General features: G+C 72.0%; 23 protein-coding genes and 1 tRNA gene. 15 read left to right on the top strand and 9 right to left on the bottom strand.

Going from position 1 to position 24626, the window contains the following annotated elements:
* Positions 1–97 precede the first annotated feature (97 nt).
* On the top strand, positions 98–676 hold the full coding sequence (locus tag AC07F3_RS15035) for an HhH-GPD-type base excision DNA repair protein (protein WP_479114026.1): 579 nt from the start codon (positions 98–100) through the stop codon (positions 674–676).
* A gap of 449 nt (positions 677–1125) precedes the next feature.
* Here AC07F3_RS15035 and AC07F3_RS15030 read toward each other — a convergent pair whose 3' ends face one another.
* Positions 1126–2868 (bottom strand): helicase HerA-like domain-containing protein, encoded by a 1743-nt coding sequence (locus AC07F3_RS15030; RefSeq protein ID WP_479114024.1) that lies wholly within the window; start codon positions 2866–2868, stop codon positions 1126–1128.
* 96 nt (positions 2869–2964) lie between these two features.
* On the opposite strand from AC07F3_RS15030, the gene AC07F3_RS15025 reads away from it, so the two are divergent.
* Positions 2965–3261: a type II toxin-antitoxin system VapB family antitoxin gene (locus AC07F3_RS15025; protein WP_114038767.1), complete on the top strand. Its 297-nt coding sequence runs from the start codon at positions 2965–2967 to the stop codon at positions 3259–3261.
* A gap of 113 nt (positions 3262–3374) precedes the next feature.
* Entirely contained in the window at positions 3375–4001 is a 627-nt protein-coding gene (locus tag AC07F3_RS15020; RefSeq protein ID WP_479114023.1) for a LytR C-terminal domain-containing protein, read from the top strand.
* A gap of 16 nt (positions 4002–4017) precedes the next feature.
* Here AC07F3_RS15020 and upp read toward each other — a convergent pair whose 3' ends face one another.
* The gene (gene upp / locus AC07F3_RS15015) at positions 4018–4653 is read right to left on the bottom strand and encodes a uracil phosphoribosyltransferase (RefSeq protein ID WP_114038765.1); all 636 of its coding nucleotides are present in this window, start codon (positions 4651–4653) and stop codon (positions 4018–4020) included.
* A gap of 123 nt (positions 4654–4776) precedes the next feature.
* On the opposite strand from upp, the gene AC07F3_RS15010 reads away from it, so the two are divergent.
* From AC07F3_RS15010 to AC07F3_RS14970, 9 genes are all read left to right on the top strand, one after another.
* The gene (locus AC07F3_RS15010) at positions 4777–4956 is read left to right on the top strand and encodes a hypothetical protein (RefSeq protein WP_114038764.1); all 180 of its coding nucleotides are present in this window, start codon (positions 4777–4779) and stop codon (positions 4954–4956) included.
* Positions 4957–5139: 183 nt separating this feature from the next.
* The gene (locus tag AC07F3_RS15005; protein ID WP_479114021.1) at positions 5140–5721 is read left to right on the top strand and encodes a tRNA adenosine deaminase-associated protein; all 582 of its coding nucleotides are present in this window, start codon (positions 5140–5142) and stop codon (positions 5719–5721) included.
* Positions 5722–5765: 44 nt separating this feature from the next.
* The gene (tadA, locus tag AC07F3_RS15000; RefSeq protein WP_479114019.1) at positions 5766–6194 is read left to right on the top strand and encodes a tRNA adenosine(34) deaminase TadA; all 429 of its coding nucleotides are present in this window, start codon (positions 5766–5768) and stop codon (positions 6192–6194) included.
* Positions 6195–6252: 58 nt separating this feature from the next.
* Positions 6253–6337, top strand: a tRNA-Ser gene (locus tag AC07F3_RS14995).
* A gap of 444 nt (positions 6338–6781) precedes the next feature.
* Entirely contained in the window at positions 6782–6943 is a 162-nt protein-coding gene (locus AC07F3_RS14990) for a hypothetical protein (RefSeq protein ID WP_189389838.1), read from the top strand.
* Between the two features lie 46 nt (positions 6944–6989).
* Positions 6990–7283: a Dabb family protein gene (locus AC07F3_RS14985; protein WP_479114016.1), complete on the top strand. Its 294-nt coding sequence runs from the start codon at positions 6990–6992 to the stop codon at positions 7281–7283.
* 240 nt (positions 7284–7523) lie between these two features.
* Positions 7524–8399, top strand: a complete 876-nt coding sequence (locus AC07F3_RS14980) for an RNA polymerase sigma factor SigF (protein WP_479114015.1) — start codon at positions 7524–7526, stop codon at positions 8397–8399.
* A gap of 256 nt (positions 8400–8655) precedes the next feature.
* On the top strand, positions 8656–9507 hold the full coding sequence (locus AC07F3_RS14975) for an RNA polymerase sigma factor SigF (protein ID WP_479114014.1): 852 nt from the start codon (positions 8656–8658) through the stop codon (positions 9505–9507).
* A gap of 56 nt (positions 9508–9563) precedes the next feature.
* Positions 9564–10301, top strand: a complete 738-nt coding sequence (locus AC07F3_RS14970) for a hypothetical protein (RefSeq protein WP_479114013.1) — start codon at positions 9564–9566, stop codon at positions 10299–10301.
* 279 nt (positions 10302–10580) lie between these two features.
* On the opposite strand, the gene AC07F3_RS14965 is transcribed toward AC07F3_RS14970, so the two are convergent.
* Positions 10581–10799, bottom strand: coding sequence for a hypothetical protein (locus AC07F3_RS14965; protein ID WP_479114011.1), 219 nt, complete (start codon positions 10797–10799; stop codon positions 10581–10583).
* 235 nt (positions 10800–11034) lie between these two features.
* On the opposite strand from AC07F3_RS14965, the gene AC07F3_RS14960 reads away from it, so the two are divergent.
* From AC07F3_RS14960 to AC07F3_RS14950, 3 genes are all read left to right on the top strand, one after another.
* A complete protein-coding gene (locus AC07F3_RS14960; protein ID WP_479114009.1) occupies positions 11035–11529 on the top strand; it encodes a MarR family winged helix-turn-helix transcriptional regulator in 495 nt (164 codons plus the stop codon).
* Between the two features lie 129 nt (positions 11530–11658).
* On the top strand, positions 11659–14028 hold the full coding sequence (locus AC07F3_RS14955) for an MFS transporter (protein WP_479114065.1): 2370 nt from the start codon (positions 11659–11661) through the stop codon (positions 14026–14028).
* A gap of 185 nt (positions 14029–14213) precedes the next feature.
* Entirely contained in the window at positions 14214–15032 is an 819-nt protein-coding gene (locus AC07F3_RS14950; protein WP_479114007.1) for a YceI family protein, read from the top strand.
* 740 nt (positions 15033–15772) lie between these two features.
* On the opposite strand, the gene AC07F3_RS14945 is transcribed toward AC07F3_RS14950, so the two are convergent.
* From AC07F3_RS14945 to AC07F3_RS14920, 6 genes are all read right to left on the bottom strand, one after another.
* Entirely contained in the window at positions 15773–16558 is a 786-nt protein-coding gene (locus AC07F3_RS14945; RefSeq protein WP_479114005.1) for a TetR/AcrR family transcriptional regulator, read from the bottom strand.
* Between the two features lie 105 nt (positions 16559–16663).
* Entirely contained in the window at positions 16664–18175 is a 1512-nt protein-coding gene (locus AC07F3_RS14940; protein WP_479114003.1) for an MFS transporter, read from the bottom strand.
* A 480-nt stretch (positions 18176–18655) separates the two neighbouring features.
* Entirely contained in the window at positions 18656–20761 is a 2106-nt protein-coding gene (locus AC07F3_RS14935; protein WP_479114001.1) for an ArnT family glycosyltransferase, read from the bottom strand.
* Positions 20758–22077: a bifunctional glycosyltransferase family 2/GtrA family protein gene (locus AC07F3_RS14930; RefSeq protein ID WP_479114000.1), complete on the bottom strand. Its 1320-nt coding sequence runs from the start codon at positions 22075–22077 to the stop codon at positions 20758–20760. Before AC07F3_RS14930 ends, AC07F3_RS14935 begins: the two co-directional genes overlap by 4 nt.
* 172 nt (positions 22078–22249) lie before the next feature.
* Complete coding sequence (locus tag AC07F3_RS14925) at positions 22250–23803, bottom strand: sensor histidine kinase (protein WP_479113998.1); 1554 nt, start codon at positions 23801–23803, stop codon at positions 22250–22252.
* 6 nt (positions 23804–23809) lie between these two features.
* A complete protein-coding gene (locus AC07F3_RS14920; RefSeq protein ID WP_479113996.1) occupies positions 23810–24550 on the bottom strand; it encodes a response regulator transcription factor in 741 nt (246 codons plus the stop codon).
* Between the last annotated feature and the right edge of the window lie 76 nt (positions 24551–24626).

The following is a 24626-nucleotide window of genomic DNA, read 5'->3' as shown; positions in this document are numbered from 1 at the left end:
GAACGGGGTTATCCAGGACGGCTCCGATGCCGTGATCACACCAGCCACGACAAGATCATCTCACCTGTGACCTGCAGTTACGGGACAAGTCTTAGACATGAACACAACCCTTCGGCTCGCCCAGCAGCCCGAGGCCGACGAGCTGCTCGGCCGCAGCCCGCTGGCCGCCCTGGTCGGCATGCTGCTCGACCAGCAGGTCCCGATGGAATGGGCGTTCTCCGGCCCGTACACGATCGCCCAGCGCATGCGGGTGGACGATCTCGACGCCGGGGCCATCGCCGCGTACGACCCGGAGGCCTTCGCCGAGCTCCTCAAGGAGAAGCCGGCCGTCCACCGCTACCCGGGGTCCATGGCCAAGCGGATCCAGCAGCTGTGCCAGTTCCTGGTGGAGGAGTACGGGGGTGACGCGGCCGGGGTCTGGACGGGTGTGACCTCCGGGGCCGAGCTCCTGGCCCGGCTCCAGGCGCTGCCCGGCTTCGGCGAGCAGAAGGCGAAGATCTTCCTCGCGCTCCTGGGCAAGCAGCTCGGGGTCCGCCCCTCGGGGTGGCGCGAGGCCGCGGGGCCGTACGGCGAGCCGGACTGCTTCCGGTCGGTGGCCGACATCACGGGGCCGGAGTCTCTGACGAAGGTGCGGGCGTACAAGCAGGGGGTGAAGGCGGCGAAGCCGCCCAAGTAAACCCGGGGTGCCCTGGGCAACCCGGGCGGTTGAAGGGTTCCTGGGGGCTGCGCCCCCAGACCCCCTTCCCGGGGCTCCGCCCCGGACCCCGTTCGCGCCTTGAGGGCGCTCGTCCTCAAACGCCGGACGGGCTGGGTATGCCAGCGACCTCCCTGCCATTGGCCAGCCCCGGCCAAGGAGCAACCCCGCAGGGGCGCGGGGAACTGCGCGAGCAACCACACGCACCCCGCAGACAAAAGCGCATCTCAGGCCGCCCGAGAAAGCACACGCACTCGCCCACACCGCCCAAAGGCCGAGGCGCGTTCCAAGGGATGCGAGGAAACCGCGAGACCAGCCACACACCACCCACGGGCAAAAACGCATTCAGGGACGCGAGGAACCGCGCAAACAGCCCCCACCCCCAGGGTGAAACCTCCGGCACACCCCCGCGGCGGGGTGGGGCCGGGGGGCTACCTTCGGCGGGTTCCGAAGAGTGAGCGGGAGATCTCGCGGCCGAGCTGCGTCCCCACGGACCTCGCCAGCGAGCGGAAGATCCCGCTGCTCACCACCTGCTCCGCCAGCGACGCGTCCTTCTTCGGGTGGGCGGCGGGACCCTTTCCGGGGGCGGGGTGGTCGAGGGCGGCCGTCACCGCCTGGGCCTGCCTCGCCTGCTCCGCCGCGGACAGCTTCTCGAAGGCCGATTCGCGGTCGACCGGCTCCGCGTAACGACCGTACAGGAGCGAGGACTTGACGGCCTGGTCGAGCGCGGCCGGGTCGATGGGCGCCATCAGGGACCGCGGCGCGCGCAGCCTCGTCGCGGCGACCGGGGTCGGGGCGCCGTTCTCGCTCAGTACGGTGACGACGGCCTCGCCCGTGCCGAGCCCCGTGAGGAGTTCTTCGAGGTCGTAGGGGGAGCGCGGGAAGGTCCGTACCGTCGCCTTCAGGGCCTTGGCGTCGTCCGGGGTGAAGGCCCGCAGCGCGTGCTGGACGCGGTTGCCGAGCTGGGCGAGGACGTCGCCGGGGACGTCCTTGGGGGTCTGGGTGACGAAGAAGACGCCGACGCCCTTGGAGCGGATCAGCCGCACGGTCTGGGTGATCGACTCCAGGAACGCCTTCGAGGCACCGTTGAACAGCAGGTGCGCCTCGTCGAAGAAGAAGACGAGCCGGGGCCGGTCCACGTCCCCGACCTCGGGCAGTTTCTGGAAGAGGTCGGCGAGCAGCCACATCAGGAACGTGGAGAAGAGCTGGGGTTTGTCCTGGACGGCGGGCAGTTCGAGGACCGACACCAGGCCCCGGCCGTCCGGCGCGAGCCGCGTCAGTTCGCTCGTGTCGAACTCCGGCTCTCCGAAGAACGATTCCGCTCCCTGCTGCTCGAACGCGGTGACCGATCGCAGGATCACCCCGGCCGTCGCCGGGGACAGGCCGCCGATCTGTTTGAGTTCCGCCTTTCCCACGTCGGAGACGAGGAATCCGACGACCGCCTTGAGGTCCTTCAGGTCGTACAGCTCGAGGCCCTTGGTGTCGGCGTAGTGGAAGATCAGCCCCAGCGACTGCTCCTGGGTCTGGTTGAGCTGGAGCACCTTCGACAGGAGTACGGGTCCGAAACTCGTGACCGTGGCGCGCAGCGGGATGCCGGGGCCGATGCCGCCGAGCCCGTAGAACTCGCAGGGGAATCCCTCCGCCTCCCAGTCCTGGCCGACCTGTGCGGAGCGTTCGGCCACCTTGTCGCCGGGCTTGCCCGGGGCCGAGATCCCGGACACGTCGCCCTTCACGTCGGCGAGGAAGACCGGCACGCCGTTGGCGGAGAGCTGTTCGGCGATGAGCTGGAGGGTCTTGGTCTTGCCGGTGCCGGTGGCCCCGGCGACCAGGCCGTGCCGGTTGAGCATGGACAGGGGGATGCGGATCGGCGCGTCCGGCAGGCACTGGCCGTCCCACAGGAGGGCGCCCAGTTCCAGCGCGGGGCCGGTGAAGGCGTATCCGGCGGCGATGTCGGCGGCGGGCGGCGGCAGCGGTGCGGCGGCCGAGGTGGGCGCGGCAGCCGAGGCAGACTCGGCGAAAGGGGCTGACGCGGCGGCCGGCGCGGGCGCGGCGGCGGGGACGGGGGGCGTGGACGTTTCGGCGGGCGCCGGTGCGGGATCCGTCGCTCCGCTTACGTCCGGCCCGGCGCCGCCCGCGGGCCCGGGCGCGGCCGCCGTCTGGTCGCTGTCGGTCATGACCGGCCCCCTGCGTCGGGTTTCCTGCGTTTTGCCCAGGATTGCACTCGTGCTCCATGGCTGCGCCCGGAGCCGGTGGCCCGGTAGGCTTTCCGTGTGATCTTCAAGCGCATCGGAAGTTCCCGGCCGTACCCCGACCACGGCCGGGAGAGCACGCGGCAGTGGGCGGACGTGGCGCCGCGCCCGGTCCGGCTCGATCAGCTCGTGACCACCAAGGGTCAGCTCGACCTGGAGACCCTCCTCGCCGAGGACTCCACGTTCTACGGCGACCTCTTCGCGCACGTCGTGAAGTGGCAGGGCGACCTCTACCTGGAGGACGGGCTGCACCGGGCGGTACGGGCGGCGCTCCAGCAGCGCCAGGTCCTGCACGCCCGTGTACTCGAAATGGACTGAGTCCGACAGCCGGGTGAGCCTTTCGGACCCTTTGAGGCGCATACGGGCGCACACGCGCGCCAACCGTTGATCATTTAGTAGGCATCGTCCCGGGTCGGCACTACCCTGCGCCTATGAGCATGCTCACTCCCCCCGGCATGGGCGGAAAGTACCGCATCAAGGGTGACGCGTACCCGCGGATGCGACGTCCCCGTAAGCGCGGCCGACTGGTCCTCGCGCTCGTCGGCGCGGTCGTGGCCCTCGGCCTGATCGGCTGGGGGACGATCCAGCTCATCGACGTGTTCGGGGGTGGCGGCGGCAAGGCCAAGGCCTCCGCCGGGCACCAGAAGGACTGCCCGTCGCCAGTGGCGTCGGGCGCGCCGCAGGCGCTGCCCAAGCCCGCGCAGATCACCGTCAACGTCTACAACGCGACCCCGCGCGGTGGCCTCGCCAAGTCGGTGGCCGACGAGCTGAAGAAGCGCGGCTTCGCGATCGGCAAGGTCGGCAACGCGCCCGCCGAGTACGACAAGAAGGTCCCGGGCAACGGGGTGCTGCTCGGCGCCCCCACGGCGACCCGCGGCCCCTTCTCCGTGCTGGGCGCACAGCTCAAGGGCGCGGCCCAGAAGACCGACAAGCGCGACACGCCGGACGTCGACCTGATCCTGGGCACCACGTTCGCCGACCTGAACACGCCGAAGGACGCGGACACGGCCCTGGCCGCCCTGGCCAAGCCCGCACCCGCGCCCTCGGGGAAGTGCTGAGAACGGTTCGGGAGAGCTAGTCGGCGGTGCCGTACATCCGGTCGCCCGCGTCGCCCAGGCCCGGCACGATGTAGCCGTGCTCGTTGAGGCGCTCGTCGACCGAGGCGGTCACCACGGTCACCGGCGTGCCCGCCAGCTCGCGCTCCATGACCTCGACGCCCTCGGGGGCGGCGAGCAGCACCACGGCGGTCACGTCGTCGGCGCCGCGCTTGATGAGCTCGCGGATCGCCGCGACCAGCGTGCCGCCGGTCGCCAGCATCGGGTCGAGCACGTACACCTGACGGCCGGAGAGGTCCTCGGGCATCCGGGTCGCGTACGTGGAGGCCTCCAGGGTCTCCTCGTTGCGGATCATGCCGAGGAAGCCCACCTCGGCGGTCGGCAGCAGGCGCACCATGCCGTCGAGCATGCCGAGACCGGCCCGCAGGATCGGGACCACCAGCGGACGCGGGTACGAGAGCTTCACGCCCGTCGTCGGCGTCACCGGGGTCTCGATGTCCACCTGCTCGGTGCGCACGTCCCGGGTGGCCTCGTAGGCGAGCAGGGTGACCAGCTCGTCGGCGAGCCGCCGGAAGGTCGGGGAGTCGGTGCGCTTGTCGCGCAGCGTGGTGAGCTTGTGCGCCACGAGAGGGTGGTCGACGACATGGATCCGCATGACGTCCACAGTAACCGGGGCGTAGCGGCCCCGCGTCCCACCTGTTGTCGGTTCACGCTGGCGTCAAGCGCCCGAACGGGGGGAAGGTGGGAGGCAGGAACCGACCCGGGGCGGTGTGAGCCAATGCCGGACGAGCACGACGCGGAGCGACAACCGGAGAGCGACGCGGAGCGGCGGCGACGGCGCGCCCAGTTCCTGCGTGAGCTGCACGAGGCGAAGGCGCTGCGCGACCGGGTCCAGCCCCGGCGCGCCCGCGCGGCCCGTATGCGCCAGGCCATGCGCATGCGAACCTTCCGCTGGTGACCCGTGAATCCGGCGCTCTGGGGCCGGGATCGCGGCGATCGGGAAGCGTGACCGCGGCGGCCCGGAACCCGTGAAGACGGCGACCGGAAAAACGCAACCGCGGAAGAACTCTCGCAACCGCGGTGTTTTCTGCCACGATTCCGAATGAAGCCACAGCCGGGGGGACCCCCAACCGGCACGCCTATGACCAGTGGGAGAGTCACGGTGTACTTCGCCGCACTGCTCGCGCGCACCGAAGACGGGTGGGAAGCGAGCGACACAGAGCTCGACGATGTGGAGACGCTGTCCGATCTGGCCGATCTGGCCCGGGAAGCAGCCGCCGACGGGGCCGACGACACGGTGCTCGTCTTCATCGAGCAGGAGGACGCCTGGTTCGGCGTCGTCCGCGTCGACGGCGAGGAGGACCCCCGCGTCTTCGTCTCCAACGCCGCCGTCGCAGCCCGCTCCTCGTACGGGGCCATGCTCACCGACGAACTGCTCGGCCACGACCAGGACGACGAGGAGGACGAGCTGGACACCCTTGACCTCGACGGCACGGAGGACGGATACGACGACGAAGGGGACGAGGCGGTCGACGTCGCGGAGGAGCCGGACGGCGGGGACGACCCGTCGGACAGCGCCGTGCCGGCCGGGCCGCTCGGCGAGAGCGCGATCCTCGCCGACCTCGGGGTGAGCGAGCGCCGGCTCCTCGCCCTCGACGGCGACGCCCTCGTGACGATCGCGGACGCGCTGGGCGCCGCCGAGGTCCTGGAGGCCGTCCGCTAGTGCTCCACCCGCACGATCCCGTACGCGACCGATGGGCGGAGCCGATGCGCTCCGCCCTGGCCGGGGCGGTCCAGGCCGAGTCGGCCGGCGATGTGCCGGTCGGCGCGGTCGTGCTCGCCCCGGACGGCTCCCTGCTGGCGTCCGGGCACAACGAGCGCGAGGCGACCGGCGATCCGACCGCGCACGCGGAGGTCCTCGCGATCCGGCGCGCTGCCCGCAGTACCGGCGCGTGGCGGCTGACCGGCTGCACGCTCGTCGTCACCCTGGAGCCGTGCGTGATGTGCGCGGGCGCCATCGTGCAGTCCCGGATCGACCGGGTCGTCTACGGGGCCCGCGACGAGAAGGCGGGCGCGGCCGGTTCGCTGTGGGACCTCGTGCGCGACCAGCGGCTCAACCACCGTCCCGAAGTGGTCTCCGGCGTCCTCGAAGAGGAGTGTTCGGCACAGCTGACGGCCTTCTTCCGGCAGCGGTGACCCAGCTCTCGCCGAACCGATTTCAAACCACGGCCCACCTTGGGCTAAGCTCTCTCTCGGTAGCGTGTCCGAGCGGCCGAAGGAGCTCGCCTCGAAAGCGAGTGTGGGGAAACTCACCGAGGGTTCAAATCCCTCCGCTACCGCTTCAGAAGGGCCCCGACAGTGTCGGGGCCCTTCTCGCGTGCCGGGTCCGCCGCGCGCCCGTGGCTACGAAAGCCCGGGCGGATACGAAGAAGCCCCGGTCGGGGGGATGACCGGGGCTTCGACGTAGGGACGGGGGGAGCGGCATCGGGGGGACAAGCCGCTCCCCCCGACGAGAACAGAACCTGCAAGTCCTGCGCCGCAGTCAGGGGGGAAGCTCGCGGCGCGGACCCCGCAGTGAGGTCCTGTTCCTCGCCCACCGCATTCCTGCCAGATGTGGTGGGCTCAGGAACCATCCTGCTCCCGCGTCACGTGCGTACCGTCGAGCAAAGGGCCCCGATCGCCGGGCCCTTGGTCCCTAAAGGCCGGGTGAGGACCGGCGGGGCGGCGGTTAGACTCACCCGACCGCACAGGGTGGCGCCGTCGCCGGGGAGGGGCAAGGCACAGTGGACGTCAAGAAGGTCCTGCTCTACATCGCCGTGGTCTTCGTGCTCTACACGATCATCACGTCGCCGGTGCAGGCCGCCGGGATGGTCCAGACCGGGTTCGAGGGCATATCGAGCGCGGCCAAGGGCGTCGGCCAGTTCATGACCAACCTGGTTCGCTGAGCCGCTCGGCCCGCACCCCGTCGTAGCCGTAGTCGTAGGAGAGTTCATGATCCGCCACCTGGTCCTGTTCAAGCTCAACGAGGGCGTCGAGCGCGACGACGAGCGCGTCGTCGCCGGCGTGAAGGCCTTCGAGGAGCTCGACGGGCTCGTTCCCGAGATCGAGTTCTGGGAGTGCGCCTGGAACATCACCGACCGGCCGATCGCGTACGACTTCGCCATCAACTCCGCCGTGGCGGACGCCGACGCGCTCAAGCGGTACATCGAGCACCCGGCGCACCAGGCCGCGGCCGGCCAGTGGCGCGAGTTCGCCACCTGGGTGATCGCCGACTACCCGTTCTGATCCGTACGCGCGCGATCCGGCCCGCGGCCCGGGCCGCGGGCGACGTGGCCCCGCACCTGAGAGGTGCGGGGCTTTTCCATGCCCCGGCCGCCCTCGAACGAGGTCGCCCCACAGGGGCCATCTGCCCCAACTTGCCCTCAACACGTGGTTATACGGTGCTTGCACACAGTGGACATGTCTTGTGATGCTATGACCGCTTTTGACGGATGAGTTGACCGAGGACTAAGGGGTGGCGTGACCGTGCCGGCCAGTACTACGCCTCAGGTGCCGCCCCAGAACGAGCCCCAGGACGCCCCCGAAGTGCCCGCCCAGGAATCCTCGGAGGGCCCCAGGGGCCCCGTCAGAACCTCCACCAGGGGTGCGGACACCCGCGCCCTCACCCAGGTGCTGTTCGGCCAGCTCAAGGGGCTCACGCCCGGCACCCCGGAACACGGCCGCGTGCGCGGCGCGCTGATCGAGGCGAACCTGCCGCTGGTGCGGTACGCGGCCGCCCGGTTCCGCAGCCGCAACGAGCCCATGGAGGACGTCGTCCAGGTCGGCACGATCGGGCTGATCAACGCGATCGACCGGTTCGACCCGGACCGCGGCGTGCAGTTCCCCACCTTCGCGATGCCCACCGTCGTGGGCGAGATCAAGCGGTACTTCCGCGACAACGTGCGCACCGTCCACGTCCCCAGGCGCCTGCACGAACTGTGGGTGCAGGTGAACGGCGCCACCGAGGACCTGACGACCCTGCACGGCCGCTCCCCCACCACCGCCGAGATCGCCGAGCGGCTCAGGATCGGCGAGGACGAGGTGCTCGCCTGCATCGAGGCGGGCCGCTCGTACCACGCGACCTCCCTCGAAGCCGCCCAGGAGGGCGACGGGCTGCCCGGGCTGCTCGACCGGCTCGGTTATGAGGATCCCGCGCTCGCCGGTGTCGAACACCGCGATCTGGTCCGCCATCTGCTCGTACAACTGCCCGAACGGGAACAGCGGATCTTGATGCTCCGCTATTACAGCAATCTGACGCAGTCCCAGATCAGTCAGGAATTGGGAGTGTCGCAGATGCATGTGTCAAGGCTCCTGGCCAGGAGCTTCGCCCGACTTCGATCCGCAAATCGAATCGAGGCATAACCGGATCGAGTGATCCGGGCTCCCCTCCCGGTCCGGCAAAAAATTTCTGACCGAAAAACCCCACACCCCCTGTTTCCTGCACGTACTCGGACCCCTCTTGTCGACATGTCACTACAGCGTGTTGCCGACATGTGACATTCTGCGGAAACCGCGTTTGCCGGGGCTCCGCCTCCGGTATTCAGGTGGAGGCTGCTTCCTCCGATGGTCGTGGCCCGACGCGACCGTCCGCGACCGCCGCAACTTCAAGGGGGTTGGCATGTCCGCAGAACAGGGCAGCTCGAAGGTGCTCACGCTCACCAAGAGCGCACCCGTACCGACCGTGCGCCGACACGCCGCAAGCACCGCAGCCATCGACACCCGCACGCTGTCCCGCTCCCTGTTCCTGCGCCTCGCCACGCTGGACGACGACAGCCCGGAGCGTACGTACGTACGCGACACCCTCATCGAGCTCAACCTGCCGCTCGTGCGGTACGCGGCCGCCCGGTTCCGCAGCCGCAACGAGCCGATGGAGGACATCGTCCAGGTCGGCACGATCGGGCTCATCAAGGCGATCGACCGGTTCGACTGCGAACGGGGCGTGGAATTCCCGACGTTCGCGATGCCCACGGTCGTCGGCGAGATCAAGCGGTTCTTCCGCGACACCTCCTGGTCGGTGCGGGTGCCGCGCCGCCTCCAGGAGCTGCGGCTCGCCCTCACCAAGGCCAGCGACGAGCTCGCCCAGAAGCTCGACCGCTCGCCGACCGTCCCCGAACTGGCCGCCGTCCTCGGCGTGTCCGAGGAGGACGTGGTCGACGGGCTCGCGGTCGGCAACGCCTACACCGCCTCGTCGCTCGACTCGCCCGCCACCGAGGACGACGGCGGCGAGGGCTCGCTCGCGGACCGGCTCGGCTACGAGGACACGGCGCTCGAAGGCGTCGAGTACCGCGAGTCGCTCAAGCCGCTGCTGGCCAAACTCCCGCCCAGGGAACGGCAGATCATCATGCTCCGCTTCTTCGCGAACATGACCCAGTCGCAGATCGGCGAGGAGGTCGGCATCTCGCAGATGCACGTCTCGCGCCTGCTCACCCGCACGCTGGCGCAGCTCCGCGAAGGCCTCATCTCGGACTGAGGCCCAACCCGGCTCGCACCCTGGTTAATTGACGCACCGTCAGCCACACTGGCGCGATGCGACGACGTGCTGCGCTCATCGGCGTTCCGGCGGTGCTGGTCCTGGGCCTGGGCGGCGCCCTCGCGGCCTGCTGCGACGGGGGCGGGCGGCCGGGGTACGTAGCGGTCGGCGCCGCGGGCACCGGGCCCTCGGCCCCGGACCGGGCGGTGCCGCCCCAGGGGGCGGTGCGCCTGGTCCCGCTGGACGGTTCGGCCGCGCCCCCACCGTCCGGCCCCTCGGGCACGTCGGCCGGTACGCCTTCGACGCCGCCCACTCCCGGAAGCCCGGCCGGGCAGCCACCCGCCGCCCCGGTGTCGTCAGGGCGGCCCAACCCCCCTGCCCCGCCCGGCCATTCACCCTCGACGGGCTCTCCGGGCACGCCGGGAGCTCCCGCCTCCCCCAGCACCCCGCCCAGCACACCCTCCGGCTCCACCGGACCCGCGCCGGGGCCCGCGGAGCTCAGCCTCGGGGCGCCCAGCCGCGCGGCGGGGGATCACCGGTGGTGCGAGAACGTGACCGTCCCGTTCCGCAACAGCGGGGGTACGGCGGTGAAGTCGGGCACCGTGGTGTTCGCGACGCACATCATCGGGCTGCTCGGGGTGGACTGGGCGACCATCACGACGAGCCAGGCACTGCCGGTGCCGATTGCGGCGGGGGCGAGTGGGGCGCGGACGTTCGGGGTGTGTGTGGATGCGTGGCGGGTGCCGTTGGGGATGCATGTGGAGACGCGGTCCGTGACGGCCAGTTGGGGGTAGGGGGCTTTGACTTCCCCACCCCGCCCCTTCCCGAGACCCTCCGGGGGTTGGGGGAAGGGAAGGCGTCTCTTCCGGGGCTCCGCCCCAAACCCCGGCGGGGGCTGCGCCCCCTGCACCCCGCCACGCGAACCTCCGGGCGTGAGGGAGGCCGACCCGTCAGGCTCTGCCCGGACCCTGCGAACGCTGCGTGTCCTGCACCCCGTGACCCTCAGGACAGAGGGAAGGGAGCCGATCCGGGGCCGGGAGGGGAGTTCGTCTGGCGGGCTTGTGGTGGGGTGGTCAGCCCAGGGCCAGCCAGGCCACCGCTGCGAGGATCGCGAGGACCGCGATCACTCCGACGATCAGGCCGACGCGCGGGCCGGCCGGGGTCGCGGCCGGGGTTGCTGCCTGGCGGCCCTGCGGCGCGCCCTCGTCTACGAAGGCGCGGAACATCTGCGTGGAGCCCGCCGGGTCGTAGTTGCCCTCGGGACCCTGGGGTGCGTGGGGGTTGTGTGCCATGGGGCAGGACCCTAGCGAAGATGGGGATCGGGCCCAACCCCCGCCCCCGCGAGAGGGCGTTCACGGCAGGCCCCGAGACGTTCGGAGAGCGGGGCCGCACCGCCCCCACCTGCGGCTTGGGTTTCCATATGCGAAGGCTTTGCGTTTCCTTTGCCGCCGAGGCTCCGATTTAGTTTGCCTTCGGCAACCAACAATCTTATGGTTGCCCTAAGCAACAAGATGTCGGGAGGTGTCCATGGCCGCGCAGAGCCTCTACGAGGAGCTGGCCCGCCAGCTCAGCGCCATCGGTGCCGTCAAGCGTGGCCTCGCGCGGATCCTGCCGCCCGAGTGCCCGGCCGGCTCGGCCGCCGTGCTCACCCTCCTGGAGCGCCACGGCGAGATGCGGATCAGCAGACTCGCCGAACTCCTCGCGGTGGACATGTCGGTGACGAGCCGTCATGTCGCGCACGTCGCGCAGCGGGGCTGGATCGAGAGGTCCGCCGACCCCGCCGACAAGCGCTCGCGGATCCTGCGGCTCACCCCCGCGGGCCAGGCCATGATCGACGATCTCGGGCTGCGCACCACGGAGATGTTCGCGCACACCCTGCGGGACTGGTCCGACGACGAGGTCGGACAGCTCAACACGATGCTGGCGCGCCTGCGCGACTCCTTCGGGGACTGCCGGGCACCCCACCTCCGGACTCCGGAGGCCCCCGAGGCGCGGGCTCCCGGAGCCCGTACACCCGCTTAGCAACACACCCGTACACCTGCCCAACAGACGTACAAGACAAGGAACTTCATGGCTACGACCACACCGGCCGGTGTGCGGGGCGGCCACGCCAAGCACGGAGGGCACGCGCCCTCCGGCGACGGCGCGCCGATGTCTCACCGGCAGATCATGGAGGCGTTGTCCGGGCTGCTGCTCGGCATGTTCGTCGCCATCCTGTCCTCGACGATCGTCTCCAACGCCCTGCCGCACATCATCAACGACCTGGGCGGCGGCCAGTCCGCCTACACCTGGGTCGTGACGGCCTCGCTGCTCGCGATGACCGCGACCACCCCGCTGTGGGGCAAGCTCTCGGACCTCTTCAGCAAGAAGCTGCTGGTCCAGATAGCCCTGGTCATCTACGTGTCCGGCTCGATCGTGGCCGGTCTCTCGCAGAGCTCGGGCATGCTCATCGCCTGCCGCGTGGTCCAGGGCGTCGGCGTCGGCGGTCTCTCCGCGCTCGCCCAGATCATCATGGCCGCCATGATCTCGCCACGTGAGCGCGGTCGTTACAGCGGCTACCTCGGTGCCACGTTCGCGGTTGCGACGGTCGGCGGACCGCTGCTCGGCGGCCTGATCACCGACACCGACTGGCTCGGCTGGCGCTGGTGCTTCTACGTCGGCGTGCCGTTCGCGGTCATCGCGCTCATCGTGCTCCAGAAGACCCTGAAGCTCCCCGTCGTGAAGCGGGACGTCAAGGTCGACTGGACCGGCGCCTTCCTGATCAGCGCCGCGGTCTCGCTGCTCCTGGTCTGGGTGACCTTCGCGGGCAACAAGTACGACTGGATCTCGTGGCAGACGTACGCCATGGTCGGCGGCTCGATCGTGCTCGGCGCGCTGTTCGTGTTCGCCGAGTCGAAGGCCAGCGAGCCGATCATCCCGCTGCGCCTCTTCCGCAACCGCACCATCACCCTGGCCTCGCTCGCCTCGCTCTTCGTGGGCGTCGCGATGTTCGCGGGCACGGTCTTCTTCTCCCAGTACTTCCAGCTGGCGCGCGGCAAGACGCCGACCATGTCCGGTGTCATGACGATCCCGATGATCGGCGGACTGTTCATCGCGTCCACCGTCTCCGGGCAGGTCATCACCAAGACCGGCAAGTGGAAGGCGTGGCTGGTCAGCGGCGGTGTGCTGGTGACGGCGGGCCTCGGTCTGCTCGGCACGATGCGCTACGACACCCCGTACTGGCACCTCGCCATCTACATGGCGCTGATGGGCCTCGGCATCGGCATGATGATGCAGAACCTGGTCCTGTGCACCCAGAACCAGGTCTCCCCGGCCGACCTCGGCTCCGCCTCCTCCGTCGTCGTCTTCTTCCGCTCCCTCGGTGGTGCGGTCGGCGTCTCGGCGCTCGGCGCGGTCATGGCCAACCGGGTCACCCACTACGTCACCGACGGCCTCACCGCGCTCGGCCCGCAGGGCGCCGCGGCGGCCAAGAGCAGCAGCGGCTCCGGCACCATCCCGGACCTGGCCACGCTGCCCGCGCCGATCCGCACCGTCATCGAGAGCGCGTACGGCCACGGGGTCGGCGACGTGTTCCTGTACGCGGCGCCGTGCGCGCTGCTCGCCTTCCTGATCACGCTGTTCATCAAGGAGATCCCGCTGCGGACCCGTGCGGTGGGCGCGGACGGGGCCGAGGAGGCCCCCGCCCCGGCTCCCGCGCAGGTTCCCGCCCCGGCGGCGGTCGCGGCCCCGGTGGCCACCGAGGCGCCGGTCCTGGACGGCATTCCGGTACGCGGCACGGTGCGCGCGGCCGAAGGGGCGCCGGTCGCCTCCGCGGCCGTCACCCTCATCTCGCTCGGCGGCAGCCAGCTCGGCCGCGCGGTGGCGGGGCCCGACGGCGGGTACCTGCTCGCGGCGCCGGGCGCCGGTTCGTACGTCCTGATCGCGGCCGCCGACGGCTTCCAGCCGCAGGCCTCGACCGTGGTCGTGGGCGCCGAGGCGCTCGCGTACGACATCCTCCTGTCCGGCACCAGCGGTCTGACGGGCGCGGTGAAGGCGGCCGAGACCGGGGCGCCCGTCGAGGGCGCGATGGTGATCGTGACCGATGTGCGCGGTGACCTGCTGGCCACCGGGAAGTCGGGCGCTGCGGGCGAGTTCACCTTCGGTGAGCTGGTCCCGGGCCAGGTCACGGTGGCGGTCAACGCGGACGGCTTCCGCCCGCTGGCGCTGCCGGTGGAGATCGCGGGTTACGGCGTGACCCGTGTCGAGGCCGCGCTCCAGGCCGGTGCGCTGGTCCAGGGCACGATCCGGGGCGGCGCCGACCGCCGCCCGCTGGCCGACGCGCGGGTCACGCTGCTCGACGCGGCGGGCAACGTGGTCGCGGGCGCGACGACGGGCGACGACGGCGCGTACGCCTTCGCCGACCTGAACGCCGGCGAGTACACGCTGATCGCGACCGGCTACCCGCCGGTGGCCGGTTCGCTGACCGTGACCGGCCGCGGCGTGGACGGCCACGACGTCGAACTCGCCCACCCGGGCGAGTAGTTGGGGGGCGCCCGGCCGGGCGCCCCCGCAGACCCCCGGACGCGGCCCGCTTCGAGCGGAGGCGGTCGCGCCCGGCGTGGAAATGGGCCCCGGGGATGGGGCGGCGGGCAGGGGACGGCCGGCCGTCCCGCCCCCGGGGCCCGGCCTTTGCACTTGGCCTTTTGCACTTGAGGAGAGAAAACGGGATGGGACTGCGGGCACAGGTACGGACGCGCGACGGCTGGGCGGTCTCGCACGCCGTGGTGACGATGACCGACATGACCGGCACGCAGGTGCTGCGCGCCTCGGCGGCCGAGGACGGCTCGGTGTCGGCGGACGCGGCGCTCGCGCCGGGCCCGTACACGGTGATCGTGACGGCTGTCGGGTACGCCCCCGCCGCCTCCACCGCGCTGGTGACGGCGAGCGGCCGGGCCGAGGTCGGCACGGTGGTGCTGGCCAGGCAGGGCGGCGTCGAGCTTCCGCCGCCGGGGCCCTGGACGATCGACCCGGCGCACTCGTCGGTCGGCGCGGTCGCCCAGCACCTGGGCATCTCCAGCGTGCACGGCCGGTTCGGGGAGTTCGGCGGGCGCATCGAGATCGCCGAGGACCTGGAGAAGTCGCGGGTGGAGGCGGTCATCGGCGCGGCCTCCATCGACACGGGCAACGCGATGCGCGACGGGCATCTGAAGTCCCCGGACTTCCTGGACGTCGAGCGCTTCCCGGAGATCACCTACCGCAGCACGGACCTGGTCCCGGCCGGGCCGGACCGCTGGACGGTACGGGGTGGGCTGTCGCTGCACGGCGTCCTGCGCGAGGTCGACCTCGACCTCACCTACCTGGGTACGGGGCCGGATCCGTGGGGCGGGGTGCGGGCGGCGTACCGGGCGACGGCGGAGCTGCGGCGTGAGGACTTCGCGATGTCCTACAACCAGGTTCTGCAGGCGGGGATCTCGGCGATCGGCACGACGCTGCGGGTCGAACTGGACATCCAGACCGTCCAGGGCGAAACCCTGCCAACCCTCTGACCCCGGCGCACCCCCGGCCCCCTGGCCCGCGCCCCCTGCGGCGCGCGGGGGGCCACTCGCGCAGTTCCCCGCGCCCCTGGCAGGACCGTGCTGGCCAGCATGGACATCCTCAGCAGTAGGGTGCTGGCCCACGCTGGCGACCTCAGCCCGTCCGGCGACTTCAGCAATACGGTGCTGGACCACGCTGACATCCTCAGCCCGTCCGGCGATTGAGGACGAGCGCCGTTCAGGCGCGAACGGGGTCTGGGGCAGAGCCCCAGGGCCCCTGCGGACCGTGCTGGGTCGCTCGCGCAGTTCCCCGCGCCCCTGGCAGGATCGTGCTGGCCGGCATGGACACCTCAGCCCGGTCCCCGCGCCCCTGGCAGCGTCATGCTGGCCGGCATGGACATCCTCAGCAGCACCGTGCCGGACCACGCTGACATCCTCAGCCCGTCCGGCAATTGAGGACGAGCGCCGTTCAGGCGCGAACCGGGGTCTGGGGCAGAGCCCCAGGCCCTCTGCGGACCGTGCTGGGCCGCTCGCGCAGTTCCCCGCGCCCCTGGCAGGGTCGTGCTGGCCAGCATGGACATCCTCAGCCCGGTCCCCCAGCCCCTGGCAGCGTCATGCCGGCCCGCATGTACACCTCAGCGGTCCCCCAGCCCCTGGCAGGGTCGTGCTGGACCACTCTGGCAACCTCAGCCCGTCCGGGGGTTGAGGGCGGGTGGCCTTGAGGGGTGGGCCCGGGTTGGGGTGGGGGTCGGTCAGGCGGGGTCTTGGGTGCTCAGTGCTTCGATTCCGGCCACCAGGAGCGACAGCGCGAAGTCGAAGTCCCGCTGCCGCATCTCCCCCACCGTGTCCCCACCCCGCGCGGCCATCAGCTCGGCCGCGTCCTCGAACTGCGCGCGGTACGCGGGGCGTTCGTCGAGCGCGCCCATCGCCTGGGCGAAGTACTCGTCCTGGGTGAGCCCGGCGTCCGCGCAGCGCCGTACGAACGTGCCCTCGATCGTGCCGAACCCGTACACGAACTGGAAGACCGCCGCCATCCCGCCCATCTGCCCGTGCGGCGGCAGCCCGGTGCGGGCCAGGAGCCGCTGGGCCGCGCTCGCGAAGGCCATCGCGTGCGGCCCGATGTTGAGGTAGCGGCCGATCAGCGCCGAGGCCCAGGCGTGGCGGACGAACACCGCCCGGTAGCCGCGGGCGATGGCGCGGAGCTGGTCGCGCCAGTCGGCGCTCTCGTCCGTCATGTCGGGCAGCTCGATCTCGGCGAACACCGAGTCGAGGGCGAGTTCGAGGAGGTCGTCCTTGGTGTCGACGTACCAGTACAGGGACATCGCGGTGACACCGAGCTCCGCCGCGAGCCGCCGCATGGAGAACTTGGCCGATCCCTCGGCGTCGAGGAGCCGTACGGCCTCGGCGGTGATCCGGTCCCGGTCGAGCGCCGGGCCGCCCTCGGGCGCCTCCGAGCGGCGCACCCGGTGCTCTGCCTTGCTCCCGAGCCACACGCTGGTACGCGCCGCATCCTTCGCACGGTCCGCCGCCGACACCATCGCCGCCCTCCTCGGTTCTGTTGGTCCTGCCGCCCCGTCGGGGCCCTGTGCACCGGGCCCCATCAGGGGCATGTCCGGAATTCGGGGACGCATCCCCCGACGATGCTATGCGGCGGGGGCCGCGTCGGCGGGCGCGGCCGCGCTGCGTTCCGCGCGGTGCAGCAGGACCGCCGCGAGCAGTCCGCCGGCGAGCACCGCGACCGCGCCCACCAGCTGGCTGGTCTCCAGGCCGGAGGCGAAGGCGTCGGCGATCCGGCGGCGTTCGGCGTCGCCGCGGGCGGCGGCGAGGGCGGCGGGCAGCGAGGCCGCGGCCACCGGCACGAGCGCCGCGAACCGCGAGTTGAGCACCGCGCCGAGCACCGCCACGCCGAGCCCGTTGCCGAACTCGCCCAGGGTGCCGTTCACCCCCGCGCCCACGCCCGCCTTCTCCGGCGGGATCGCGCTCATGATGGCGTTGGCCATGGCCGGCATGGAGAACGCGATGCCCGCGCCCATCACGACCAGGCCGAACAGCGTGCCGCCGTAACTGTGCCCGCCGAGCAGCGCGATCGAGGCGAGCCCGGCCGCGTTGGCGGTCATGCCGATGGCGATGGCGCGCGGGGTGCCGACCTTCACGACCAGCTTCGCGCCGACGCCCGACATGTTGAGGACGACCACGCTCAAGGCGAGCGGCGCGGTGCGCAGCCCCGCCTCCAGGGGACCGTAGCCGAGCACGAACTGGAGGTGCTGGGTGAGCAGGAACAGCGAGCCGCCCATGCCGAAGGCGACCAGGATCGACCCGGCGACCGCGCCGATGAACTTCTGGTTGCGGAAGAAGTGCATGTCCAGCATGGGGTGCTCGATGGACAGCTCCCAGCGCACGAACGCGCCGAGGAACACGACGCCGACGGCCGCCGAGGCCAGCACGTGGCCGGAGAGCCAGCCGTGGCCCGGCCCGGAGATGATCGCGTAGACCACGCCGGTCATGCCGACCGTGGAGAGCAGCGCGCCGAGCAGGTCGGGCCGGTCGCCCTGGGGGTTCTTCGACTCGGGTACGAGGGCGAGCACGGCGACCAGGCCGAGCACCGCGACGGGGATGTTGACCAGGAAGATCGCGCCCCACCAGAAGTGGTCGAGCATGACGCCGCCGATCAGCGGCCCGGCGGCGAAGCCGAGCGAGTTGACGGTGGCCCAGATGCCGATGGCCTTGACCCGGGCCTCGTCGTCGAAGATCTGGACGACGACGGCGAGCGTGGTGGTCATCAGCAGCGCCCCGCCGACGCCCATGCCCGCGCGGGCGGCGATCAGCTGTCCGGAGTTCTGAGCGAGCCCCGCGGCCAGCGAGCCCAGGCCGAAGAGCGCGAGGCCCGCCGCGAGCATCTTCTTGCGGCCGTAGCGGTCGGACGCGCTGCCCGCGGTGAGCAGCAGTCCGGACTGGACCAGCGAGTACGCGTTGATCATCCACTGGATGTCGGCGGTGGACGCGCCGAGCGAGGTGGTGAGCGAGGGGATGGCGACGTTGAGGACGGTGTTGTCGAGCAGCACCGTGAGCTGGGCGACACAGATGACGCCGAGGATCAGCCAGCGCTGCGGATGTCCGGTGGGGGTGGTGGAGGTCTCGGCTGTCGTTGCCGTCATGGCGGCTCCCTGGCTCCTTATACGGTGTAAATGAGCGAGCGATGTACACCGTAAGGGAACTCTTCTACGCCGTAAAGTGATTTACGGCCGCTAGCGTTCCGACGTGGACCTGACAATGCCTCCAGCTGCTGCGAAAGCGGCGGGCGGACAAGGGCGGGCGAGGAGACCACCCCGGCAAGGCTTGCCGAACTAAACCGTGGAATGCGTCAACTGGCGCTGGCAACAGGCTCGTTGACGCCCACGCTCGCGGCTCCGGCGCATGCGACCCCGGGCGCCGGGGCTCAGGTGCCGCCACGTGTGGCGACGTACGACATCCACGCGGGGCCGGAAAGGACGGCGTCTTCGACGGGACCGGCAGACCGCCGCCGCCCGGGTGCACCGCCCGGGTGCACCGCCAAGGCGGTGGTCGAGGCGCTTTCCTCGGACCACCGCCCCCTCGCCGCCCAGCCGCCGATCCGCCGCTGAGAGGCCTCCCTACCGCTACCTCACCGGCGAGGTCAGGTCGTAGAAGGTGGCGGTGCCGACGGTCACCTTCTTGAAGGAGGACTCGACCCAGGCGCTGATGGAGGTTCCGCCCGCCCGGCCGCCGCCGCCCGCCATCCCGCCGCCACCGGAGATGAAGTAGTGGATCTTCCCTTCGGACACGTACCTCTTGAACTGGGCGAGCGTCGGCGACGGGTCGCTTCCGTTGAAGCCGCCGACCGCCATCACCGGTTTCTGGGTGGCGAGTTGGTAGCTCGCGGCGTTCTGCGAGCCGATGGCGGCCGCGGCCCAGGTGTACCGGTCCGCGTTCTTCTTCAGGAGCGCCTCGGCACCGGCGCTCACCTTGGCGCCGTCGAGCAGCCCGCCCATGCCGCCGCGCTCACCGGGGGCGCCGCCCCAGCGGCCCTGGGCCCCGTTCTGCCCGGGCGCCTGTCCCGGGCCGCCGCCGGGCAGGCCCTGGCCCTGGCCGAAACCGCCGGGACCGCCACCCGGCAGCCCGGGGAACTCCCGGCCCGCCGCGCCGCCGAACCGCATCCGGCCGCCGCCCCCGGGCCCGCCGCCCCTGCTCGCCCCCGCGGGACCCGCCGTCACGATCGAGCCGGTGTGCCCGGTGTCGAGCGTGCTCGCCGAGTACGCGGCGGGCCCGGCCAGCGAGGCCACGAGCCCGGCCCCGGCCACCCCGAGCGCCACCCGGCGGTTCAACCGGCCCACGAGCGCGAGACCGGCCGCCGCCGCGAGCCCGCCGACGAGCACCGCCCAGCGCAGCCACGGCAGATGGTCGGGGGTACGGCCGAGCAGCACGTACGACCAGACGGCGGTGGCCGCCACCGTCACCCCGAGCGCGAGCGCCGCCCCCAGGCGCGAGCGCTCCTCCCACAGCACCGTGACGCCCATGCCGACGAGCGCCGCGATGTAGGGGGCCAGGGCCACCGTGTAGTACTGGTGGAAGATCCCGGCCATGAAGCTGAAGATCACGGCGGTCATCAGGAGCGCCCCGCCCCAGGCGAGGAAGGCGCCCCGCGCGGTGTCCGTGCGCTTCGCCCTCCAGGTGACGGCGAGGCCCGCGACCAGCAGGATCAGGGCCGCCGGGAGCAGCCAGGAGATCTGGCCGCCGACCTCGGAGTCGAACATGCGGCCGATGCCGGTCGCGCCCCAGCCACCGCCGCCTTGGCGCAGGCCCGCGGGGAGGTCCAGGCCCGCGGGCCGGGCCCCGCCGCCGACGCTGCCCGTCTCGTCGCCGCTGATCCGGCCGAGCCCGTTGTAGCCGAAGGTGAGCTCCAGGAAGGAGTTGTGCTGCGAGCCGCCGACGTACGGACGTGACGACTTGGGCCACAGCTCCACGAAGGCCACCCACCAACCGCCGGAGACGATCAACACACCGGTGGACAGGACGAGTTGACCGAGCCTGCGGCGCGGCGAGGTCGGCGCGCACACCGCGTACAGGACCGCGAGAGGCGGCAGGATCAGGAAGGCCTGGAGGGTCTTCGTCAGGAACGCGAGGCCGATCGCCACCCCGGCCCACACCAGCCACTTCGTGCGGGCGTCCTCCAGGGCGCGCAGCACGCAGTACACGGTGACCGTCATCAGGAGCGCGAGCAGCGCGTCCGGGTTGTTGAAGCGGAACATCAGCGCGGCGACCGGCGTCAGCGCGAGCACCGCGCCCGCGATCAGCCCCGCGGCCGGGCTGAACCGGCGCCGCACCGCCGCGTACAGGACGGCGACCGTGCCCACGCCCATCAGCACATCCGGCAGCAGGATCTGCCAGGAGCCGAGGCCGAAGAGGCGTACGGACAGAGCCATCGGCCACAGCGCGGCCGGGGGCTTGTCCACGGTGATCGCGTTGGCGGCGTCGAGGGAGCCGAAGAAGAAGGCCTTCCAGCTCTGGCTGCCCGCCTGGACGGCCGCCGAGTAGAAGGAGTTCGCGTACCCGGAGGCGCTGAGGTTCCAGAGGTAGGCGGCGAAGGTGACGGCCAGGAGCGCGAACAAGGCGGGCCGCGCCCACGCCGGGTCGCCGGGCCGGCCTCGCCACAGCCGGACCCGGGCGGCCCGCCGCGCCGCCGCGGCCCCCTCGCGCGTGTCGGCCGGACGGGAGGTCGTGGTCATCGTGCGTTGTCCTTCGGGTCGGGGTCGTGCGGGGCGGTCTCGGGGGCGGGGGCCGCCCGGTCGGGGAAGACCCAGGCGCGGAAGAGCAGGAAGCGAAGGACCGTCGCCGCGAGGTTCGCCGCCACCAGGACGGCCACCTCGGTGGAGTGCGCGGCATCGGCGTGGGCGGCGTCGAGGGCCGCGAGCGAGCCGCTGGTCAGCGCGAGCCCGATGGCGAAGACCGCGAGGCCCTGCGCCTGGTGGCGCACCGCCCGGTCCCGGCCGCGCACCCCGAAGGTGAGCCGCCGGTTGGCCGCGGTGTTGGCCACCGCCGACACCAACAGGGCGGCTCCGTTGGCGAGTTGGGGGCCCGTCGCGGTGCGGGCCAGCGAGTAGAGGAGCAGGTAGAAGAGGGTGGAGAGCGCACCGACCGCGCAGAACCCGACGAGCTGGCGGGCCAGCCCCCCGGGCACCCCGCTGAGCCCCCGGTCCCGGGGGTCGTCGCCGAACGGCCGCGAGAGCCGGTCCAGGGGCAGCGCGCCGACCGCGAGCGCCCGCCCGATGCGCCACACCCCCTTGAGGTCCTCCATCGCGGTGCTGACGAGGTGCACGGTGCTGGCCGGGTCGTCGACCCAGTCCACCGGCACCTCGTGGATCCGCAGCCCGGCCCGCTCGGCGAGCACCAGCATCTCCGTGTCGAAGAACCACCCGGTGTCCTCGACCATCGGCAGCAGCCGCTGCGCGACATCGCGCCGGATCGCCTTGAACCCGCACTGGGCGTCCGAGAACCGCGCCGCGAGCGAACCGCGCAGGATCAGGTTGTACGTACGCGAGATGAACTCCCGCTTGGCGCCGCGCACCACCCGCGACGAGCGGGTCAGCCGCGAGCCGATGGCGAGGTCCGAATGGCCGGAGATGAGCGGCGCGACCAGCGGGAGCAGGGCGTTGAGGTCGGTGGACAGGTCCACGTCCATGTACGCGAGCACGGGCGCGTCCGAGGCCGACCACACGGTGCGCAGCGCCCGCCCCCGCCCCTTCTCCTCCAGCCGGAAGGCCCGCACCTCGGGGATCTCCCGCTCAAGTCGCGCCGATATCGCGGGAGTCGCGTCGGTGCTGGCGTTGTCGGCCACCGTGATCCGGAAGCCGTACGGGAAGGTCCGCGCGAGGTGTTCGTGCAGCCGCCGCACACACCGCTCCAGGTCCCGCTCCTCGTTGAAGACCGGGACCGTCACATCGAGGACGGGGGCGCCGGACGCCCGCACGGGCAGGTGCTGCCGGGCCGGGAGCGCCGCCGGATGCGGCGGATGCGGCGGGCGGGGCGCGTCCGCGGTGCGCACGGTGCCGGGGGCGTCCGGGGCCCTCAGGTCCCGGGTGGCGTCCGCGTCCCGCGCGGCCCTCGCACCCCTCGGGTCCTGTGTGTCCCGCGGGTCCCCCGGGTCCCTCGGGTCCCTCGGGTCCCTCGTGGCAGAAGGTTCGGTTCGCATACGGCGACCCTCGCGGGGGCCGCTGTCACACCTGTGTGGTCGGCCTGTGCCCGGCCTGTGAGAAGCGGGGCGGGGCGACGGGCGGGCTCGGAGCGGGCAGGTCCGGCAGGGCGTGGCCGTCGGGGAGCAGCACCGGCAGGTGGACCCCGAACACCGTCCGCCCGGGACCGCTCCGTACGCTCACCCGGCCGCCGTGCGCGGTGACGACGGCCTGCACGATGGCGAGGCCGAGCCCGGTGGACCCGGCGTTGCGGGAGCGGGAGGCGTCGCCGCGGGCGAACCGCTCGAAGACGTGCGGGAGCAGCTCGGGCGGGATGCCGGGCCCGGTGTCCTCGATCTCGATGACGACCTCCGGCCCGCGCACCTCGACCCGCGCGGTGACGGCCGTCCCCGGCGGGGTGTGCGTACGGGCGTTGGCGAGCAGGTTGACCAGGACCTGCTGGAGACGCCCCCGGTCCCCGCGCACGGTGACCGGCTCCCCGGGCAGTTCGAGCAGCCAGGTGTGGTCCTGCCCGGCCGCGTGCGCGTCGCCGACCACGTCCACGACGAGCGAGGAGAGATCGGTGCTCTCGTACGAGAGCGGGCGTCCGGCATCGAGCCGCGCGAGCAGCAGCAGGTCCTCGACCAGGCCGGTCATGCGGGCGGCCTCCGACTCGATGCGGCCGAGGGAGTGCCGTGTGTCGGGTCCGATGTCCTCGCGGCCGCGCCGGGTCAGCTCGGCGTAGCCGCGGATGGAGGCGAGCGGCGTCCTCAGCTCGTGGCTGGCGTCGGCGACGAACTGTCGCACCCGCGTCTCGCTCTCCTGCCGCGCGCTGAGCGCCCCGTGCACATGGTCCAGCATCCGGTTGAGCGCGGCGCCCACCTGGCCGACCTCGGTGCGGGCGTCCGCCTCGGCCCCCGGCACCCGCTCGTGCAGCGCCACCTCGCCGCTGTGCAGGCGCAGTTCGGCGACCCGGGTGGCGGTCGCCGCGACCCGTCGCAGCGGCCGCAGGGCCACCCCGACGATGGCCGCGCCCGCGATCCCGGCGGCGACCAGCCCCGCGGCGGTCACGCAAATGACCACGAGGACAAGGGTGTTGACGGTGGAGTCGAGCCGGTCGGTGGGGAAGCCGAGGACGAAGGTGCGGTCCGCGTCCCACACGGCCCGGTAGTCGCCGAGTCCGGGGATCGTGACGGAGTGCACCCGGCCGTCCTGCGGGACGGCGGCCAGTGCCCTGGCCTGCTCGTCGGGCAGCGGCCGGGTGCGGCTCTCGCCCTCCTGCTCCGGCTGGGTGCTCCGCAGCCCCGTGAGCGCCCCGCCGGGCAGCACCGCGGCGCCGATCGTGTGCAGGGGCTGCCCCGGCCTGGAGACGATGAAGTCGAGCCGGCTCCCGTCGGACGGGCCCTGCCCCGGGCCGCCGTGCCCGGGCCCGCGCATCGGGAGGCCCGCGCGCAGCTGGTCGTCCAGCTGGCGCTGGAGGTTGGCGCCCATCGCGAGGACGGTCACCGTGCCGATGACGGCGCCCACCACGGCGAGCAGCACGACCGCCGACACCACCAGGCGGGTGCGCAGCGACCAGGACCGCCGGAGCCTGCCCACGTACTCCTACTCTCCGGGCTTGATCAGATATCCCGCGCCGCGCCGGGTGTGGATCATCGGCGAGCGCCCGGCGTCGATCTTGCGCCGCAGGTAGGAGATGTACAGCTCGACGACATTGGCCTGGCCGCCGAAGTCGTACGACCAGACCCGGTCGAGGATCTGCGCCTTGCTGAGCACCCGGCGCGGGTTGCGCATGAGGAAGCGCAGCAGCTCGAACTCGGTCGCGGTGAGGTGGATGTTGACCCCGCCCCGGGTCACGTCGTGGCTGTCCTCGTCGAGCGTGAGGTCGCCGACGGTCAGCACAGACTCGCTGCGCAGGGCGGCCGTGCCCGAGCGGCGGATGAGCCCGCGCAGCCGGGCCACGACCTCCTCCAGGCTGAACGGCTTGGTGACGTAGTCGTCGCCGCCCGCCGTGAGCCCCGCGATCCGGTCCTCCACGGAGTCCTTGGCCGTGAGGAAGAGCACCGGCACGTCCGGGAGTTCGCGGCGCAGCCGCCCGAGGACGGCGAGCCCGTCCATGTCGGGCAGCATGATGTCGAGGACCACGGCGTCCGGCCGGAAGTCCCGGGCGTCGCGCACCGCCCCGGCCCCGTCCCCGGCGCTGCGCACGTTCCAGCCTTCGTAGCGCAGCGCCATGGAGAGGAGCTCGCTGAGCGGCGCCTCGTCGTCCACCACGAGCACTCGGACGGGACTCCCGTCCGGCCTGAGCATTTCGGTCCGCCCCTGGGGCGAGGAGGTAACGGTCATGGCCCCACCCTGTGAGCGGGCCCTGAAAACATCCTTGCCCGATCCTGTGATTTCCCTGAGAAAATCCCCGGGCCGC

The sequence above is a fragment of the Streptomyces sp. NPDC045846 genome (assembly GCF_056431605.1).
The sequence above is the reverse complement of the archived record's forward strand: the minus strand, read 5'-3'. Positions and strand labels throughout refer to the sequence as shown.